This is a genomic window from Tenacibaculum sp. SZ-18, from assembly GCF_002813915.1.
Lineage (GTDB): Bacteria > Bacteroidota > Bacteroidia > Flavobacteriales > Flavobacteriaceae > Polaribacter.
The window spans coordinates 2,245,541-2,263,209 of record NZ_CP019335.1 but is presented as its reverse complement, the minus strand read 5'-3'; the positions used below and the strand labels follow the sequence as shown (position 1 = coordinate 2,263,209).

26 protein-coding genes and 1 tRNA gene are annotated in these 17,669 nt (G+C 30.8%); 22 read left to right on the top strand and 5 right to left on the bottom strand.

Features of this window, described 5'->3' with window-relative positions; translation table 11 throughout:
• Window positions 1-34: 34 nt before the first annotated feature.
• Window positions 35-1,432, top strand: coding sequence for an MFS transporter (locus BTO06_RS10065; protein ID WP_100925182.1), 1,398 nt, complete (start codon window positions 35-37; stop codon window positions 1,430-1,432).
• 738 nt (window positions 1,433-2,170) lie between these two features.
• On the opposite strand, the gene BTO06_RS10060 is transcribed toward BTO06_RS10065, so the two are convergent.
• From BTO06_RS10060 to BTO06_RS10045, 4 genes are all read right to left on the bottom strand, one after another.
• Window positions 2,171-4,270, bottom strand: coding sequence for a thioredoxin domain-containing protein (locus BTO06_RS10060; RefSeq protein ID WP_100925181.1), 2,100 nt, complete (start codon window positions 4,268-4,270; stop codon window positions 2,171-2,173).
• An 88-nt stretch (window positions 4,271-4,358) separates the two neighbouring features.
• Complete coding sequence (locus BTO06_RS10055) at window positions 4,359-4,784, bottom strand: DUF2147 domain-containing protein (RefSeq protein ID WP_100925180.1); 426 nt, start codon at window positions 4,782-4,784, stop codon at window positions 4,359-4,361.
• Between the two features lie 24 nt (window positions 4,785-4,808).
• Window positions 4,809-5,336, bottom strand: a complete 528-nt coding sequence (locus tag BTO06_RS10050) for a KdsC family phosphatase (RefSeq protein WP_100925179.1) — start codon at window positions 5,334-5,336, stop codon at window positions 4,809-4,811.
• The gene (locus tag BTO06_RS10045; RefSeq protein ID WP_100925178.1) at window positions 5,329-6,072 is read right to left on the bottom strand and encodes a Rossmann-like and DUF2520 domain-containing protein; all 744 of its coding nucleotides are present in this window, start codon (window positions 6,070-6,072) and stop codon (window positions 5,329-5,331) included. Before BTO06_RS10045 ends, BTO06_RS10050 begins: the two co-directional genes overlap by 8 nt.
• A 71-nt stretch (window positions 6,073-6,143) precedes the next feature.
• Between BTO06_RS10045 and BTO06_RS10040 the strand changes: the two genes are divergently transcribed.
• The 12 genes from BTO06_RS10040 to BTO06_RS09985 all read left to right on the top strand — a co-directional run bounded on the left by BTO06_RS10040 (window position 6,144) and on the right by BTO06_RS09985 (window position 12,959).
• Entirely contained in the window at window positions 6,144-7,295 is a 1,152-nt protein-coding gene (locus tag BTO06_RS10040) for a trans-sulfuration enzyme family protein (RefSeq protein ID WP_100925177.1), read from the top strand.
• A gap of 1 nt (window position 7,296) precedes the next feature.
• Entirely contained in the window at window positions 7,297-7,716 is a 420-nt protein-coding gene (locus tag BTO06_RS10035) for an OmpA family protein (RefSeq protein ID WP_100925176.1), read from the top strand.
• Window positions 7,717-7,721: 5 nt separating this feature from the next.
• On the top strand, window positions 7,722-8,135 hold the full coding sequence (locus tag BTO06_RS10030) for an OmpA family protein (protein ID WP_100925175.1): 414 nt from the start codon (window positions 7,722-7,724) through the stop codon (window positions 8,133-8,135).
• Complete coding sequence (locus BTO06_RS10025; RefSeq protein ID WP_100925174.1) at window positions 8,119-8,349, top strand: hypothetical protein; 231 nt, start codon at window positions 8,119-8,121, stop codon at window positions 8,347-8,349. The genes BTO06_RS10030 and BTO06_RS10025 overlap by 17 nt, the downstream gene beginning before the upstream one ends.
• Before the next feature lie 60 nt (window positions 8,350-8,409).
• Window positions 8,410-8,589, top strand: a complete 180-nt coding sequence (locus BTO06_RS10020) for a hypothetical protein (RefSeq protein WP_100925173.1) — start codon at window positions 8,410-8,412, stop codon at window positions 8,587-8,589.
• The gene (gene bshB1, locus BTO06_RS10015) at window positions 8,589-9,305 is read left to right on the top strand and encodes a bacillithiol biosynthesis deacetylase BshB1 (protein WP_100925172.1); all 717 of its coding nucleotides are present in this window, start codon (window positions 8,589-8,591) and stop codon (window positions 9,303-9,305) included. Before BTO06_RS10020 ends, bshB1 begins: the two co-directional genes overlap by 1 nt.
• 55 nt (window positions 9,306-9,360) lie before the next feature.
• A tRNA-His gene (locus BTO06_RS10010) sits at window positions 9,361-9,436 on the top strand.
• A 106-nt stretch (window positions 9,437-9,542) separates the two neighbouring features.
• Window positions 9,543-10,784: a tyrosine-type recombinase/integrase gene (locus tag BTO06_RS10005; RefSeq protein WP_100925171.1), complete on the top strand. Its 1,242-nt coding sequence runs from the start codon at window positions 9,543-9,545 to the stop codon at window positions 10,782-10,784.
• A 475-nt stretch (window positions 10,785-11,259) separates the two neighbouring features.
• Window positions 11,260-11,439 (top strand): hypothetical protein, encoded by a 180-nt coding sequence (locus BTO06_RS10000; protein WP_100925170.1) that lies wholly within the window; start codon window positions 11,260-11,262, stop codon window positions 11,437-11,439.
• Window positions 11,440-11,566: 127 nt separating this feature from the next.
• Window positions 11,567-12,175 (top strand): hypothetical protein, encoded by a 609-nt coding sequence (locus tag BTO06_RS09995; protein ID WP_157811803.1) that lies wholly within the window; start codon window positions 11,567-11,569, stop codon window positions 12,173-12,175.
• Between the two features lies 1 nt (window position 12,176).
• Window positions 12,177-12,401, top strand: coding sequence for a hypothetical protein (locus tag BTO06_RS09990; RefSeq protein WP_100925168.1), 225 nt, complete (start codon window positions 12,177-12,179; stop codon window positions 12,399-12,401).
• Between the two features lie 48 nt (window positions 12,402-12,449).
• Entirely contained in the window at window positions 12,450-12,959 is a 510-nt protein-coding gene (locus BTO06_RS09985; RefSeq protein WP_100925167.1) for an SHOCT domain-containing protein, read from the top strand.
• Between the two features lie 64 nt (window positions 12,960-13,023).
• On the opposite strand, the gene BTO06_RS09980 is transcribed toward BTO06_RS09985, so the two are convergent.
• Window positions 13,024-13,443: a hypothetical protein gene (locus tag BTO06_RS09980; RefSeq protein WP_100925166.1), complete on the bottom strand. Its 420-nt coding sequence runs from the start codon at window positions 13,441-13,443 to the stop codon at window positions 13,024-13,026.
• A gap of 104 nt (window positions 13,444-13,547) precedes the next feature.
• Here BTO06_RS09980 and BTO06_RS09975 point away from each other — a divergent pair, with 104 nt between their 5' ends.
• The 9 genes from BTO06_RS09975 (at window position 13,548) to BTO06_RS09945 (ending at window position 17,655) form a co-directional block, all read left to right on the top strand.
• Window positions 13,548-13,946, top strand: coding sequence for a hypothetical protein (locus tag BTO06_RS09975; protein WP_100925165.1), 399 nt, complete (start codon window positions 13,548-13,550; stop codon window positions 13,944-13,946).
• An 18-nt stretch (window positions 13,947-13,964) separates the two neighbouring features.
• Window positions 13,965-14,243: a hypothetical protein gene (locus tag BTO06_RS09970; protein ID WP_100925164.1), complete on the top strand. Its 279-nt coding sequence runs from the start codon at window positions 13,965-13,967 to the stop codon at window positions 14,241-14,243.
• Window positions 14,244-14,469: 226 nt separating this feature from the next.
• On the top strand, window positions 14,470-14,682 hold the full coding sequence (locus BTO06_RS18485) for a hypothetical protein (protein ID WP_157811802.1): 213 nt from the start codon (window positions 14,470-14,472) through the stop codon (window positions 14,680-14,682).
• A gap of 182 nt (window positions 14,683-14,864) precedes the next feature.
• Window positions 14,865-15,062 (top strand): hypothetical protein, encoded by a 198-nt coding sequence (locus BTO06_RS09965; RefSeq protein WP_100925163.1) that lies wholly within the window; start codon window positions 14,865-14,867, stop codon window positions 15,060-15,062.
• A gap of 60 nt (window positions 15,063-15,122) precedes the next feature.
• Window positions 15,123-15,263, top strand: coding sequence for a hypothetical protein (locus BTO06_RS18480; protein WP_157811801.1), 141 nt, complete (start codon window positions 15,123-15,125; stop codon window positions 15,261-15,263).
• Window positions 15,264-15,334: 71 nt separating this feature from the next.
• Window positions 15,335-16,219: a recombinase RecT gene (locus BTO06_RS09960; protein ID WP_100925162.1), complete on the top strand. Its 885-nt coding sequence runs from the start codon at window positions 15,335-15,337 to the stop codon at window positions 16,217-16,219.
• Window positions 16,220-16,223: 4 nt separating this feature from the next.
• Window positions 16,224-17,171: a hypothetical protein gene (locus BTO06_RS09955; RefSeq protein WP_100925161.1), complete on the top strand. Its 948-nt coding sequence runs from the start codon at window positions 16,224-16,226 to the stop codon at window positions 17,169-17,171.
• Window positions 17,172-17,173: 2 nt separating this feature from the next.
• The gene (locus tag BTO06_RS09950; protein ID WP_100925160.1) at window positions 17,174-17,455 is read left to right on the top strand and encodes a hypothetical protein; all 282 of its coding nucleotides are present in this window, start codon (window positions 17,174-17,176) and stop codon (window positions 17,453-17,455) included.
• A gap of 17 nt (window positions 17,456-17,472) precedes the next feature.
• Complete coding sequence (locus BTO06_RS09945; protein ID WP_157811800.1) at window positions 17,473-17,655, top strand: hypothetical protein; 183 nt, start codon at window positions 17,473-17,475, stop codon at window positions 17,653-17,655.
• The last annotated feature ends 14 nt before the right edge of the window (window positions 17,656-17,669 follow it).

The window sequence follows — 17,669 nt, the reverse complement described above, 5'->3', positions numbered from 1 at the left end:
ATAGCACTAAATATCGAATAAATAAAAATATAAAATGTCAGAAACAACGAAATTGTCAGTCAAAGAAAAAATAGGATATGCATTAGGAGATACTGCTGCTAACATCGCATGGAGAACTATCGGTCCTTTTTTACCCATTTTTTACACGGATGTTTTTGGTTTAGGAACAGCTGCGGTTGCAACTTTGCTTTTAGTGATTCGTTTAGGTGACGGTATTACTGATTTGATAATGGGTAATATTGCTGATAGAACAAGCACAAAATGGGGGAAATTCAGACCTTGGTTATTGTGGACTGCTTTACCATTTGGAGTTGCTTTAGTATTACAATTTACAACTCCAGATTTAGGCTTGTCAGGTAAATTGTTTTGGGCGTATGCAACATCTATATTTTATACATTAGCCTATACCGCTAATAATGTTCCATATTCGGCATTAATGGGAGTAATGACCCAAAACGTTGAGGAGAGAACAATATTATCGTCCTTTCGTTTTTTTGGAGCTTATCTGGGAGGAATAATTGCTACTATTGGTGTGATTTCTTTAGTCGATTTCCTTGGGAAGGGAAATGAGAACTTAGGATATCAATACACCATGTATGTACTAGCTTTTATTTTAGCTACTTTTTCGTTTATTACCTTTTATACTACAAGAGAACGTGTAAAAGCTGTAAAAACAGATAATATTTTTAAAGATTATAAAGATCTTTCTACGAATAAACCTTGGTTGATTTTGTTATTTATAGGATTTGTATTCGTAACATATAACATTATCAAACAAAGCTCAATAATGTATTATTTTACACATTATGTGCAAGATGAAAGTGGGTTTTTTGGAGCACTTACTAAATGGGGAGGCAAAAATGGACTAGCGGGATTGTATTTACTCTCGTTATTAGTTATATCTATGATTTCAACAGTTTTTGCTCCAATATTGACAAAGTATTTTGGAAAAGTAAGATTATTTATGTTGAGTATTTTGTTTTCAGCAAGCTTCGCTGGAGCAATGTACGTATTAGAGCCAAATGAAATCGGATCAATTTTTACACTAGGGATTTTATCTGAATTTGGAGCTGGATTAATGCCAATTTTATTTTTTGCAATGTTGGGTGATTCAGCTGATTATTCTGAATTAAAAAATGGTAGACGAGCAACAGGATTAATTTTCTCTGCAGGGACATTTGCTATGAAATTTGGTTCAGGTGTGGCCGGTGCGATAACATTAGCGGTATTGAATTTGTATAATTATGATGGACAATCTTTGGTAAAAACTCCTGAAATGTTAGAGGGAATAAAATTGAACATGAGTGTCGTTCCGGGATTATTTGTTTTATTGGCTATAGTTGCACTGTTGTTCTATCCTTTAACTCCTCGAGTTATGAAAGAGATTGAGAGAGCGTTACAGCAAAAAAGAGCAGAAAGTGTTACAGAATAAAAGAATAATATTCTTTTTGTCACATGGTTTGTTTTTGTGTAGCTGTACAAAATCTAAAATTATTTTTTCAGATAGTTTTGAGAATGAATTCCTAGATGAGTGGATCAAAAGTGGAGAAGGAAAAATGTATTTAGACACTTCAAAATCCTATTCAGAAAAAAATTCAATTAGTTTTTAAAGTTATTTGGAATTTTATGAAAAAAGGAAAAAGAAATGGTTTCCCTTACAATGTTTTTTCAATAGAAAATCGAGTAATGCTATATCTCTGATTGAAGGAGAGTTTGTGCACGAATTAAAGTCAATTGATATTGATAAATATTGTTTAGTTATTGATGATAATCAAAATTGAAACGTTCCTGTTTTAAACAATTTCCATTTGCTTGGAATGATTATCAACAAGGTGGAAATTCTAGAAAAAATTTGAATAATTCTGTTATTTTTTAAAAGAGGTTAAATTAGAGAATACTGTTATTCCTGAGTAATTAGTTATTATAGACAGCTGTAATGAGGTTTCTATTTTCACGGAAATGACGTTTTTTTTAAGTAATCTTTTAGTATACGACTTGTCGTTCCTACGTATATTGGAATCTGATGAACATTAAAAAAGAAATTTCATTGCTCATTACGAAGCTTAAGAAGCTGAAGTAATCTTTTACTTTCATCTTAAATTTGATTTAGATAAAGAAGGTTGCCATAAAAAAACTCTATTTTATACTATTTTTTTGCAATGAAATAACATCAATTCCTCATGAGTTGAATTGCTCTATCAATATCTTCAGTAGGTAATTTACAAGCTTTATTAACGCAGACATAAATTAAAGTTTTGTCCACATTGTATCGATTTAACAGAAGAGGTAACTCACTTTTTTGAGTACTTCCAGAAATCAACATATTAGGAGTGTATTTTCTTTGAAACAATTCTTTTGTTTTTTCAATAGCTCCCTTACCGCAAATAACAGTTTCAAAATATGGAGCTGTAAAGTTCAAATAGTTGTCTAGCCAGTTTGAATATGCGTGTGGGTATTTTTCAATTTTCGTTTCCATATTATGCAACATGGTTTTACTCAGTGCTAAGTACTCTTTGTTTTCAAAATAATGACTTAATAAGAGTAGGTTTTTACTCATTACAGAATTAGAAGAAGGAATAACGATATCTTCAATTTCAAAGTTATTAGCAATTAAACCAAAACTCTTCTTGGTTGAATATTTAAAAAGCTCCTGTTCTGCATCAAAGAAAATGTCAAAACTTACTTTAGCTAATGTATTCGAAATATTAAGCCAATTTTCGTTTAGCGTAATCTGATACAATGAGATATATGCGTTAATCAATAATGCATAGTCTTCTAAATAACCATCAATCTTTTTATTGCCTTTACCAATTGTTCTTAAAACATTTCCTGCTTTATCAATAGCTCCATTTTGTAGTGCTTTTCCATTTTTAATGGCTTTTTCTTTAAATTTTTCATCTCCAAAAACTTTGAAAGCATCCACATATCCTTGTAATAAAAGTGCATTCCAAGAAGTTAGAATTTTCGTATCTAAGGAAGGTTTTTGTCTTTTGAGTCTTGCTTCTAAAAGTTGTTTGTTCCAATTCATAACCAGATTTTTAAGCTTTTGAATGGAAATGTTGTTTGCTTTGGCAAATTCAGAATTAGGAGTTCTTTTGACTAATGCCGATTTACCTTCAATTTTTTCTATTTCATTAATTCCGTAATACGAATCAAAGAGTTTTTTGTTTTGGGTAATTAAGGAAATTAACTCTCCATTTGTCCAAGTGTAATATGCTCCTTCTTCCAATTTATTATGTTCATTAAAACTATCAGCATTTAAAGAAGAATAATACAGTCCATTTGCATGGAATTCTTTCTCGATAAATTCAATAGTCTTGTATACAATTTCTTTATATAAAGGTTTCTTGGTTATTTGATAAGCAATAGAATACAATGAGATGAGTTGGGCATTATCGTATAGCATTTTTTCGAAATGTGGAATGTGCCATTTGTTATCAACAGTATATCTGGCAAAACCTCCTTCTAAATGATCATGTAAACCACCCAAAGCCATTTTGTCCAATGTGTTAGTCACAAAATCAAGAAGTTTAGAGTCATTATTTTGATAAGCGTAACGCAATAAAAACTGATAGTTATTCGGTCTAGGAAACTGAGTTGATCCTATAAAGCCACCATTAATTGTATCCAGCTTTTCAAACCATAAATTCACATTTTTATCTAATGTTTCTTTAGAGAAATTGGTTTCTGAACTGTTCTTGCCAATCACTTGAAGTGACTTCATATCATTTGCTAATTTTTCGGCAAAGTCATCAGTCTTTTCTGGATTATTAGTATAAAATAATTGAATGTTTTTAAGATTTTCTAACCATTCATCTTTTTCAAAATACGTTCCTCCCCAAACAGGTTTACCATTAGGAAGAATTATACAGTTTAAAGGCCATCCTCCATTACCTGTCATAATTTGTACAGCAGTCATGTAGGTTTTATCAACATCAGGATGTTCTTCTCTGTCTATTTTAATATTGACAAAGTTTTCATTCATGAACTTTGCTATCTCTTCATCTTCAAAAGTTTCTTCCTCCATTACATGGCACCAATGACATGAAGAATAACCAATAGATAGTAATACAAGTTTGTTTTCTTCTTGGGCTTTTTCAAGATATTTAGTATCCCAAGGAAACCAATTTACTGGATTATGGGCATGTTGCAGTAAATATGGACTTGATTCATGTATTAAACTATTAGTATGTTTTTCTTTTGATTGAGAACAAGAAAAAAGAAACAATACTATAATAGGATAGAGGAAGTGGTTTTTATTCAGTCGCATAACCCAAATATAACGATTAGGAAATCACTGTAAACAAAAAGAGATTGCCAAAAATGACAATCTCTAGTATGATTTTTTCAAAGAATATTTATTTCTTTCTAAACCAGTATGCAGTTCTTCCAAGTAAAGAGAAACCAATATATCCTCTAATTTTTAATTTATCAGCTTCTACAAGTTGAATGTAACATTTATATTTTTTCCCATTTTTAGGGTCTAAAATTTTTCCGCCAGACCATTCCTCTCCGTCTTTTTCTAGTCCAGTTAAAATATTCATTCCTAATATTTTTTGGTCTTTGTTCTTTCCGCTACATTTCTCACAAACAGCGTTTTGTCTGTTTTGATCTGTTATTTCTACAATCTTAGCATATGCTTTTCCTTCTTTTTCATACACTTCAATTACACTATCGACTTTACCTGTTTCTTCATCTCGGTTTTCCCATTTTCCGAAAATGCTTTGCGCACCTACAGTTGTTGCAAACGCAACTAATAAAAATGTAAATACTACTTTTCTCATATATGTAAATTTAATTTGTTCTTGTTAATCGTACTGTGCATCAAAATTATCTTTCCATTTCTCTTGAACACGCATTACTTGTTCAATAACATCTCTTGCACAACCTTCACCACCGTTTTTATCGGAAATATAAACTGATATTGCTTGCAGTTCTCTAACAGCGTCATTAGGGCAACAAGGAATTCCAACTTTTCCCATTACTGGTAAATCTGGAATATCATCTCCCATGTACAAAACGTTTTCTGCTTTTAAATCGTATTTTTCAACTAACTCTTTATATTGATTTATTTTAGTGTGTGCTCCTAAATAAATATCAGTGATTCCTAAGCCTTCCAAACGTTTTCTTACTCCTTCATTTTTTCCTCCAGATATAATACAAACACGATATCCTGATTTTACAGCAGCTTTTAAAGCGTAGCCGTCTTTTATATTCATTTGACGAACCAATTCTCCGTTTGGAAAAACAGTTACAATTCCGTTTGTTAATACACCATCAACATCAAAAATAAATGTTGTTACGTCGTTAAAAAGTTGTTTATAGCTTTTATCCATTTTGGATTGATTTTGTTATAAGTTGATATATTTCTTTTTGTTTGATATCCAGTAAATTTAGATGTCTTTTAATAGTCTCTTGGTCATTACGTTTTGCAGGACCAGTTTGTGCTTCATTTGGAGAGACTTCTTCAATTTTCAAAGCAGTTTCTTTTATCAATGGCAACAATACTTCAAAAGGAACATCGTATTGGTTGCAAATATCATTCCCAATTTTATACATATGATTGGTGAAATTATTTACAAATACGGCGGCAACATGTAATTTACTTCGTTGTTCAGAGGATATTTTATAAACTTTTGGAGAGATGTAATGAGCAAGTTTTTCTAATAAACTTAGGTCTTTAGTGTTCTCAGCTTCAATACACAATGGAATTTCATTAAAGTCTACAGGTTTTGTTTTCGAAAAACTTTGAAGCGGATAAAAAATACCTTTTCGACCTTTATTTTTTAATGAGTTTATAGAAACACTTCCAGAAGTATGTGTTACTAATTTATTTTCAGGTAATTGATTCGATAATTCACTTATGGAATCATCGGAGATAGCTATAATGTACACATCTGCATCTTCTAACAAGGCTAAATCATCTGTTAGAGAAACTTTGTTTTGAAAATGGTTGATAGATTTTACATTTCGTCCATATAATTGTTTTAAAGTAACATCTTTAGAAGCTAAAAAAGCTTCTGCCAAATGATGTGCAACGTTTCCTCCTCCAAGTAATACAACAGATATCATAATAGCGAAGATATTGAATTTATTTGAAGCTGTAGAATGCTTTTAGTAAATTGGGGGACCAAATATTTATTATGAAAAAAACAGATCAACTTGGAATAAATACTATTTGTACGCATGTAGGAGAGTTAAAAGATGAACAATTTAAAGGGGCTGTTTCTCCGATTTATTTGTCTTCTTCTTACCAGTTTTATGATGTTGATGTTAAAAGATATCCTCGATATTTTAATACACCAAATCAAGAAGTACTATGTAAAAAGATTGCTGCGTTAGAAAAAACTGAAAATGCATTGATTTTTGGTTCAGGAATGGCAGCTATTAGTACAAGTTTAATGGCTTTTTTACACAAGGGAGATCATGTTGTTTTACAAGAAACTTTATATGGAGGAACTTATAACTTGGTAGTTGAGGAATTTAATAAGTTTGGAATTGAGTATACGTTTACAGAAAGTTTAGAAATTGAAGATTTTAAAAAAGTAATTCGATCGAATACAAAAGTTGTTTTTATAGAAACACCCTCCAATCCTCTGTTGAAGTTAGTTGATATTAAAGCGGTAGCAGATTTGGCAAAGAAACATGGGATTGTTAGTATGATTGATAATACTTTCGCTTCTCCTATTAATCAAACTCCAATTGATTTTGGTATTGATATTATGATTCATTCGGCTACGAAATATATGGGAGGACATTCCGATATTTTAGCTGGAGCAGTCGCTGCATCTAATGAGCATATTGATAAGATTTGGAATATTGCAAAGAATTTTGGAGGAAGTTTAAGTGATTTTACCGTTTGGATGCTGGAAAGAAGTATAAAAACCATGAATTTACGTGTGAAATGTCAAAATGAAAATGCGTTAAAAATGGCGAATTATTTAGAGCAAAATCCTAATGTTGATAAAGTGTATTATCCGGGATTAGAATCACATGAGAATCATGAACTAGCGAAAGCGCAAATGAAAGGTTTTGGAGGTATGTTGTCTTTCGAATTAAAAGAAGGAATTGATTCTATGGAATTTCAACGTAATCTAGAACTAATTAAACCGTCTATGAGTTTGGCTGGAGTTGAAAGTACTTTATTAAGCCCATCTCAAACATCCCATGCTTTATTGTCTCCGGAAGAAAGAGCAAAACAAGGAATTAAAGATGGATTAATTCGTTTTTCAGTAGGAATCGAAGAAGTAGAAGATTTAATTGCTGATATTGAACAAGCAATAGGAAAGTTGTAGTATGAATTATAAAGTTATAGTATCTATTTACTTGACGTTTTTATGTTTTGGATTGCAAGCGCAAGTAAGGTCGAATAAATCTTTAAACTCATTGGGTGATGATATTCAATTTGTTTATAAGGACACAATTTTAGAGAAAGGATCGATGGAGAAAATAAAGGAGGTGGCGGAGATTTTAAAACAAAGTGATAAAAAATATTATGTAGATAGTCATACTTGTGTTGAAGGTAATCAAAATGATAATTTTTTATTAACTAGAATAAGAGCTTCGATTATAAGAAAAAAACTAATTGAGTTGGGTGTTGATTCGTTAAAAATTACTCCTAGAGGTAGAGGTGAAATGTTTCCTGTTTATATTGTTGTTTCTCCTCGACATAATTTTAAAAATAGAATCATCCGATTTACAACAAGAAAGCAGTAAAAATTATGAGTAGATTAATGTTATTTGTTTTTCTATTTTTTTTAAATTTTATCAGTTTTGCTCAAAAAGAAAAAGAAGATGAATATTTGAAAAATCTAGCAAAAAAGATTCAATTTGAGAATAAAGAATTGTATTTCAAAGAAGGTTCTTTAGAGGCAATGAAGGATGTCGTGCATTATATTAATTCAAATGAAGGTTATTATTTAATTACTAGCAATACAAGTCTAAACGGTAGCGCTAATGCAAATCAAAAACTGACTAGTTTTAGGGCTAAAATGATAAAAAGACTAATGGTCAATCTTGGCGTAGATTCTTTAAAAATTAGAGTTGCAGGTTTAGGTGAAAATTACCCGATTAGTTCACATCCTTCAAAAGAAGATGATAGAATAGAAATAACGGTTTATGAAAAGAAAAAGTAAATTAAATTATAAAGAAGTTTTCTTTTTAGTCGGATTTCTGATTAGTTTGAGTGGAATTGCTCAAAAAGAAAAGAAAGACAGATATCTAAATGGTATTGTGAAAAAGATTGGGTTCAGAGGTAAGCAAGCTGTCTTTACGGAAGGATCGTTAGATGCTATGAAGGAAATGCTACTTTACATAAATAATAATGAAAGATATTATTTATTGGAATGACATACTTCAAGTGATGGACGAAAGGAAGAAAATCAGGAGTTAACTGATAAAATTGCAGGAATGATTGAAAGGATTCTGATTAATTTAGGACTAGATAGTTCAAGGTTTACTGTTATCGGAAAAGGAGAATTATTTCCTTGCTGCTTTTCTCCAACTAGGGCAGGTAGATATAGAAACCGAAGAGTTGAAATCAAAGAAATAAGTGAAGAAGAATTAATAAAATTAAAGAATAGTAAGTAATGAAACTAGATATATTAGCTTTTGGAGCGCATCCAGATGATGTAGAATTAGGTTGTTCAGCAACTATAGCGAAAGAAATTTCTTTAGGGAAAAAAGTAGGAATTGTAGATCTAACACGAGGTGAATTAGGTACGCGAGGTTCTGCGGAGCTTAGAGATATAGAGGCAACTAACGCGGCTAAAATATTAGGAGTTTCTGTTCGTGAAAACCTTGGTTTTGCTGATGGTTTCTTCGTAAATGATAAGGAGCATCAGTTAGAAATTATAAAAATGATTCGTAAGTACAAGCCTGAAATTGTTTTATGTAATGCAATTGATGATCGTCATATCGATCATCCAAAAGGAAGTAAAGTGGTTTCTGATGCTTGTTTTTTGAGTGGTTTGGTAAAAATTGAAACAGAACTTGACGGTGAAAAACAAGAAAAATGGAGACCGAAAGTTGTGTATCATTACATTCAGTGGAAAAACATTGAGCCAGATTTCGTTGTGGATGTTACAGGGTTTATGGATAAAAAAATAGCTTCCGTTATGGCTTATAGTTCTCAATTCTTTGATCCATCAAGTAAAGAACCAGAAACACCAATTACAAGTAAAAACTTCACAGAAAGTGTAGAATACCGAGCAAAAGACCTTGGAAGGCTTATTGGAGTGGATTATGCAGAGGGCTTTATCACAGAGCGTTACGTTGCGATAGAAAATTTAAGTAAATTAAAATAAAAAAATGTTTGGTCACATTTAAGAAAAGAATTATATTTGCACCCGCTAGATAAATGGTGATTGTAGCTCAGTTGGTTAGAGCGCCGGATTGTGGTTCCGGAGGTCGCCGGTTCGAACCCGGTCTTTCACCCAAATCTCGAAGCCCTTTGTTCAAAAGGGCTTTGAGGATTTTAAAAATTCCTTTGATTCTCCATTTTTTTATTGCCGTGTCAGCTGTCGTGTCAAAAACTTTGACTCATGACTTCAAAAAAAATTACATTAGTAAACGGTTGCTACGTAACAAAATTTAAAGTTTTTCCTTCAAATTGGAGAACAGGCGGAAAAGAATTACTTCTAAAAGATTGGATAATTTCATATTATTTTCATGATCCAAAACAAGATATAGAGCTTTTTAATTCTGGTAAAAGAATTCGTGTTAAAGGCATGAATGAATTCAAAACACTTACACAAAGAAGGGAAGCGACTGGAATAATTATTGATTCAATAAAGCATAGTTTAACAATTGAAAACTATAATCCCATTTCAGACAGTTATATGACTTGTGATAGTAAGTTATCCGTAATTGATGAGGACACTTCTATTATTGAACTCCTTAAATATGCTTTAAGTCTAAGGCAAGTTTCCAAGGAATACAGACAAGAAATGATTACTCTTATAGATAGAGTAGAAATTTCCTTAATTATTCTGGGGTATCAATTTATGAATATTACTGAATTTTCTAGAAAACATGTGAAAGCTGTTTTAAGAGATCAGCAGATGAGAAATAAAATTTCAAATAAGAGATATAATAAATATAAATCGATGCTTAGCTCACTCTTTAAAGAGTTGATTGAAGAAGAAATTATTGAATACAATCCAACATCTAACATTAAAAAATTAACGGAACAAAAAAATGTACGTGAGGTCTTAACTGATGATGATCGAAAATTAGTTTACTCTCACTTAAAAGAGAATTATTATACTTTCTGGAGGTTTATGATGATTTACTTTTCTTCAGGAGCTAGAATAAAAGAGTTGCTTCGTATGAGGGTGAGCGATGTAGATTTGAATAAGCTAGAATTTAAGGTGTATGTTTTAAAAGGCGGTCAAAATAAGGAGGTAATAAAGCCAATTAATAAGAATGAATTATACCTATGGAAAGAATTGATTAATGAACAAAATACTGATAGAATTGTTGTGAATTCAAGCTTTTTTATATTCTCTTCAAATCTCCAAAAAGGTGAGAAGCAAATAAGGAGAGAACAGATAACAAGAAGATGGAAAACCCATGTAAAAGATAAGTTAGGTGTTACCGCAGATTTCGCTTCTTTAACACACTTATATGCTGATACTGTTGCAAGTGAATTAGACTTAAAACATGCTCAAAAATTAAGATCACATACTACCGATAGAATGATGAAGAAACACTATGCAATAAACGAAAGTCAAAGACAGTTAGAAAGACTTAAAAATATTGATATACGTTTTGTTGTGGAGTAGAATTAAAATCAATAAAAAGCTCGTTGATTTTGGGAAGCTACCAAATATATAACAAATGAAGACTAGTGATTTACATGTACTAATGGTTTGTTTTTCTTGTCTTAGAGTGATGATGTTAAATTTGGCTAATTGATTATTATTTATAATTATTACGTTTGATTTATGTTTAAAACTGTAATAAGTCGCATAGTCGACTAAGGGTAAACCCTGAGATGAAAATAAGGGTATTTCCTACTTTTGAGAAATTATATAAGTTTATAATATTGTAAAGGATAAGGGAGTTTATAAATTTATAATTGTAGGTCAATCAAAAAATGATTAAAATTGTAATCCCTATAAAAAATTGTATTAATCCGTTTCCGCATAAAACTAACTGTTGAAAAACCGTTGGTAACTGAACTTGTACACATGCTATTAACGTAGTTTAATGTGTTAACTTTACTATAGTTATTAATTAAATTTAAATATAGTAAAGATGAAAAATTTAGGAAAAAAATTAGTGGTAGTATTAGTAGTAGTATTCGGATCATTAGCATTAGGAAGCTGTACTGATACTTCAAAAGAAGTAGAAGAATTATCTCAACAAAATGAATTACAACTTATCGAGCCAGGAAACGACGGAACGATCGAAACAGAAGACCCAGAAGAAGAATAAGAATATTTTATTCCCTTTATTGCAAGGGACATTCCTTTTTTTTATTGTTTCACTTTCCTTATTCCATATTTTCTTTAGCCCTAAAAGCGAGATGTATGGTGTTTACTCAAAACAGTACAAGGACAAAGTGAAAGAAAGAAATAAAGTTTTATTAGATCATTTTGAAAAAAATGGTGATGATAAAGCCAAGGAGATTTACATGTCCTACAAAAAGGAATTAAAAGAAATTAGTAATAAAAGAAAGGCAGAAGCTATTGCATTCTCATTCAGAGGAAGGAATAGTTTCCACTTTTGGATTTTTGTTTTTGGTTTAGTTACCGCAATTTTCTATTTCTCATGTAAATCATTACATGATGAATTTTCGAGAGGGAGTACTTTCAAACATCAGTTTGTTTCTCTTACTGGGATTGGAGTATCATTCTTCTGGTTTATTCATTTAATATTCTTCACACAAAATGACTTTAATAAGCACACATATTTTTACGCCATTTTTGGGTGTGCTGTGCTTTTAACAGTGTTTACATTTTATTTGGTTAAACACTTCACTTATAAAGACCAAGCAATAAACAATCTTACGAATCTCCTAGTTAGAACTAAAGAAGATCACTACGAAAAAGTAGCCGTTAAAGCTTATTACGCAGAGAAAAATGATAAACCTATTATATCTTTAGATACCACTAAACAAAATATTAAAGATTTTGATAAGGATGTAGAAGAAACTATAAAGGATTTATGATATGAGAAGTTCCCTGAAAAATAATATCATTGTTAGATTTTTACGTAAGCTTTTTCGAGATAGAGAAGTAATTACAAAAGACCAAAAGACAAGACTGACAAGACCGACTTTAGTAGAAGTATGTAAGAAGGTAGCTGAAGAAGAAATGAAAGAAGATAAACTTAAATCTTCTCTCAAACATAAAATAGAAGCTTTAGCTAAGGATTTAGACACTTTAGATGTATAAATAATATAGAAACTAAAAATACAATTATTCAAACTAAATTATCTACTAATGAAAATTAAAATATCACTAATAGCACTTCTCGTTACATTAGCTTCATTTAGTCAAAAAAAAGTTGAAAAACTTAAAGAGTATACCGCTCCTAATGGGGTAAATTATAAAATAGGAGACGAAATCACACTTAACAGAGGTTCAAATGATAACGGATCATTCAATTATGTTATGATTGGAGGTTGGGCAGCGTCAACTGCTAAATTACCAGCTACAAATAGTGGATTGGTTGTAACAATAAAAAAGATTAAAAAATATAACAAGAAAAGATATAAAGGCGTTGTCTTTACAGTAGGTGGAGGAAATATTACCAACTATCTAATAATGATTAAAGAGGCGATTGATTCTTGTGAAATAACTCCATGTAAAAGCGAAAATGAAAAAGTTGTAAAAACTGAGAGTAAATATGATAAGATAAAAAAGATTAAGGAGTTGTTAGATGATGGAGTCTTAACTAAAGAAGAGTTTGAAGCTGAAAAGAAGAAAATACTTAATTCAAAGGACAAATAATAATAAATAAAAATACTCTTTTATATTATAGAAAAAAGGCTCAATATTTAACTGAGCCTTTTTTTTATTTCTTCTTTAGTTCGTCTACAAGTTTAGTTAACTCATCAATCTTATCGTGCATGTTTTCAAGAGAATCTTGATTGTTTTTAGATTTTAAAATTCTATATAAAGCATCAATCTTAGGATTAGAAGTAAAATCGTCTATATACATAATGATATAGTCTAATATATCCTCTTTACTGAAATGCTGTAAATCGTTGTATTCGTAGCTTAAATTCATTTCACCTTGACCAGAAATCAACCATTCTTTATTGATTCTTAATTTGTCCGAAATGATATTTACATAAAAATCTTTAACATTATTTCTCTGAATAGCTTTTCTAATTGCATCACCACTAATACCTCCAATAAGGTCAGCCAGAGCCTGATAACTCTTGCCTTTTTGCTTTCTTAAAAATTCTAATCTTTCCCCTACTGTATTCATTAAAAATGTTAAAATTTAAGAATTATTCTTTAAAATTCTTGTTTATTCTGAAAATGTCCGTATATTCGTAATGTAAAAACAACAACAACAAATATAACATAAAAATGGAAACTTCATTAAAAATTCAAGATTTATCGATCACCGGAGAGATAATGACTTCACAAAAGGAGTTAAAGCTAAATAAAGTTTTGCCTTTCAGTTTATTAGTAGAGATAAAAAGCACTTTAGAAAACTCTCAAATCAGCCTTTTTTCTGACACGGCAACTGTTTTAACTGACGATTCAGATTTAGTTATTGATGCTACCGTAAACATTGATGGAGATAGTGAAGAGATTTATGTTTACAAGAATGAAGAGGAAATTGAGTTAACACAAAAACAAGCTGATTACATCATTGGATTTATGAAGGGTTTTCATGCTTATCATTTCTCTGGAAGTGTAAATACAAGTTACAGTTATGATATGTATGACTATAACGGAGTGAAGCTAGTAGATTTCGTGTAACCCATAAACCAACCTCACATGAACTTAGAATCAACTAATTATCAAGGAATACTTAATAATGGAAATAAATTCAAATTAAGATCTAAAACATCTTATAACGAAATATTCAATCAATTCTGTTTAATGGTTTCAGTAGAAGAATTCATTTACGATGGTTGGTTTACAGATTCGGATAAAACAATATCTATCTGGTACACTAGACCTGAAGAAAGACTTGAAAGCTTTAATACTTGCATTAAAGAATTAGAAAATAGAATTGGTTTTAAGCTAAGTAAAAACAATCTAAAAGCAGCCTAAAATTTGAAGGAAACAGAAGAACTTAATGAGATTGACAACATCAAGAGACTATATAATTTAATTAATAACAAGGATAGTTTTAAAGAGTTCGTCTCAGAGGAGTTTAAAATAAAGCTTAACACGGTTAATACTAACTGGTTTACAACTAAGAGATATTACATACCAGAGAAGCATTGGAGTAAGCTAATACAGATAATGCAAAACTGGATAAGAAATCAAAAGTAAAATGCAAAAAGAACACGATTTAATACTAAGAGCCTATGACATGATTTCACAGGGAAATGAGTTGGTTTCTAGAGGTCAGAATATTTTAAAATCAATCACGGAGAGTGCTGACATAAAGGAGAATCAAAGGAAAAATTCTAGAACCAGCTCGCTATCCCTTGAAACTAAAAATAGGTTGAGAAATCGTGTAGGAAATAGATCATCAAAAAGATAAACAAGTTCTCATTTATGCCCTCTCTCTGAGTTTAGTATTGGTTATTGGTTTTTTTGTGGGAGAGGGCTTTTAAAAGATTAAGGACAGTAGGAAGAAGTAATTTTTCATTGAATAGTTATTTGGTTGTGAGTTTACACGGAGGTTTTACTGTCGCCTCCTTCTTTTTAAAAAAATAATTAAAAATGTATTACAACGAAGAAGGTAAAGATGTTACAAGGCACATAATTAATAATAGAACATTATTAATCGAAGGAGAAGATTTGGAGACGAGAGATTTAGCTGATTTAAAAGCTAAAGAAATGAAAACTTCATCATACGAAGTCTTTAAGAAAAATGACAACGGGAGGTTAAGCTTCATTGGTTATGGAATCCCAAAATAGGCGATCAACTATAGGTTGGGGGACTGGTATTTGGTCGCCTTAATATTAAAAACAAAGAAAATGAATTTTGAATTATTAAGTGCATTGACAGCATTCTTATCTCTTGGGATTGCAGTTTACTACTGGAGACTTTCAGAAAAGTTATACCAAGAGAATCAGGATATTATTAAACATCAAATTAAGAAAGAAAAACAAAAATAAAAATAACGATTCCAGTTGATGGGTGCGATTACTTCAAACCCTGACTGGAAAAATTAAAACAACTGGAAAAAATGAGTACACAATTATCAACAAAGGATTTATTTGGACAAAAGTCTATACAAGAAAGATTTGAAAAATTACTTGGGAAGAAAGCACCTGGTTTTATCTCTTCCGTATTACAAGTAATTAATGGTAATAGACTTTTAAAAAACGCTGATCCAAATACAGTGTTAAATGCAGCAGCTACAGCAGCGATTTTAAACTTAGAGATAAATCCAAATTTAGGCTTTGCATGGATTGTTCCTTACAAAGGGCAAGCACAGTTTCAAATGGGATGGAAAGGTTTTGTACAACTAGCATTAAGAACAGGTCAATACAAGAGGATTAATGTTACTGAAGTTTATGAAAATCAATTTACTTCTTTTAATCGTTTGACAGAAGAATTAAATGCAAATTTTGATGTAGTTGGAACAGGAGAAATCGTGGGTTATGCTTCTTACTTTATGTTGAATAATGGTATGGAGAAAATGACGTATTGGAGTAAAGAAGAAGTTACAAATCACGCAAAAAAATATTCCAAAGCTTATGGTAAATCTCATTCTCCATGGAGTGATAAAGATCAATTTCATGCAATGGCTAAAAAAACTGTTTTGAAAAATATGATTTCGAAATGGGGAATCATGTCTATTGAAATGCAAAGGGCGCAATTGGCTGATCAATCTGTTCAAGAGAATGAAGGCAATTATCAATATATAGATAATGGTCATACTATAGATGTAACGCAAGAATCTATAAATGAGGAGAATGCTCGTATTAAAGAATTTATTAATAAAGCTGAATCAATTCAAGAATTGAAAGATGTCCAAGATTCTCTAGATAGAGAACAAATAACTCTATTTGATCAAGACCTCAAAAATAGGGAGAGTGAGTTACTTCAAAATGAACTTATAAACTAACATTATGAATTTCGATAATTATTTATTCAGACCTCATGCGATTGTTAATATTATGGGAGGAATTCCAAAACCATTAACAGAGAATCAGGAAAATACTTTGTCTGATTTAAAGAAAAGGTATGATGATGGAGAGAAACCATTAACGGAGAAACAACTTTCAACTTTAGGTGGGCTATTAGCAAGGAAAAATGAAAAATGTAAGTTAACTGATGGTTCTAAAAAGTATCTAGAAAGGCTAGTATATGAAACCTTGACGAAAAGGAGTTCAAGAGTAAAAAACAAGTACACTGATAAAGGAATTCAAGGCGAAGATAAATCCTTTACTACTTATTCAAGATACATCGACAAATTAATGTTGAAGAATAAAATTAGGAAAGAAAATGATTACTTCTCGGGCGAATGTGATAACGCCCAGGCAAAGATTAGGGATATAAAAACTTCATGGTCTTATGAAACTTTCCCACTGACGGATTCTAAGATAAAGAATAAAGGATATGAATGGCAATTAGATTGTTATATGGATCTATGGGGATTGAAGGAAGCTGAATTAATTTATGTCTTAATTGATACGCCAAGTCGCTTGTTAGAGGATGAATTAAGAAAATTGGATTGGAAGTTTTTCTTATTTAATCAAGATGCTGTCATTAAAGGAGATAAAGAGAAGGAATTAGTTGTAGAAACTATTTGTAATCACATTTTCACTACTCAAGGATTAACAGAGTTTATAGAAACTACCTCTTTCAATATTGAGTTAAGTTGGTTTGAAGGTGTTTTTGTGGAGATACCAGAAGAAATGAGAGTAAAAGTATTTCGTCATGAGTATTGCGAGGTTAGAAATAATCAATTAAAGGAGATGGTTGGTTTAGCTAGAAAATACATGAACGAAGTTCTAATGTCAATACCAGAAAATCAAAAAAGGTTAGTAGAGTTAATCGATAAAAAAGCAGCTTAAATATGCCATCAACTTCAGCTATAGTATTAAAAAAAGAAAAGATAAGTATTGTTAGAGGAAAAGGACTTCCAAATACTGAGAGAATTGATTTAATAGTAATGCCTGAAGGTCAAACAAAGGCTTGTCGTTTTCAAGTTAGAAAGGATAAGTATTCACTTTTAGAAAATATTAATGTTAAGGACTTTATACTAATTCATTTCATAATGGAATTTAATGAAGTTTTGAGAAGTGGAGAGAATAGAAGATTCGATAACAATATTTTGATAGGGTTAGAGAAGTGTTGATTTTAAAAGGAATTACTATGGAAGTTGTATTGACAATAGGGGATTATGTATATCCAGGGGGCTACCTTAATAATTTACAATTATTCATAGAAGAAGAGATAAGAGAAGGAGATCTATCAGAAAATCAGTTAGAAAAATTGAAAGGAGAAAAAAGAAGAGTTGAGGCTCAATTAGACCAATTTAGTAAAAGTAAATTTTAACAATTTAAACAGTT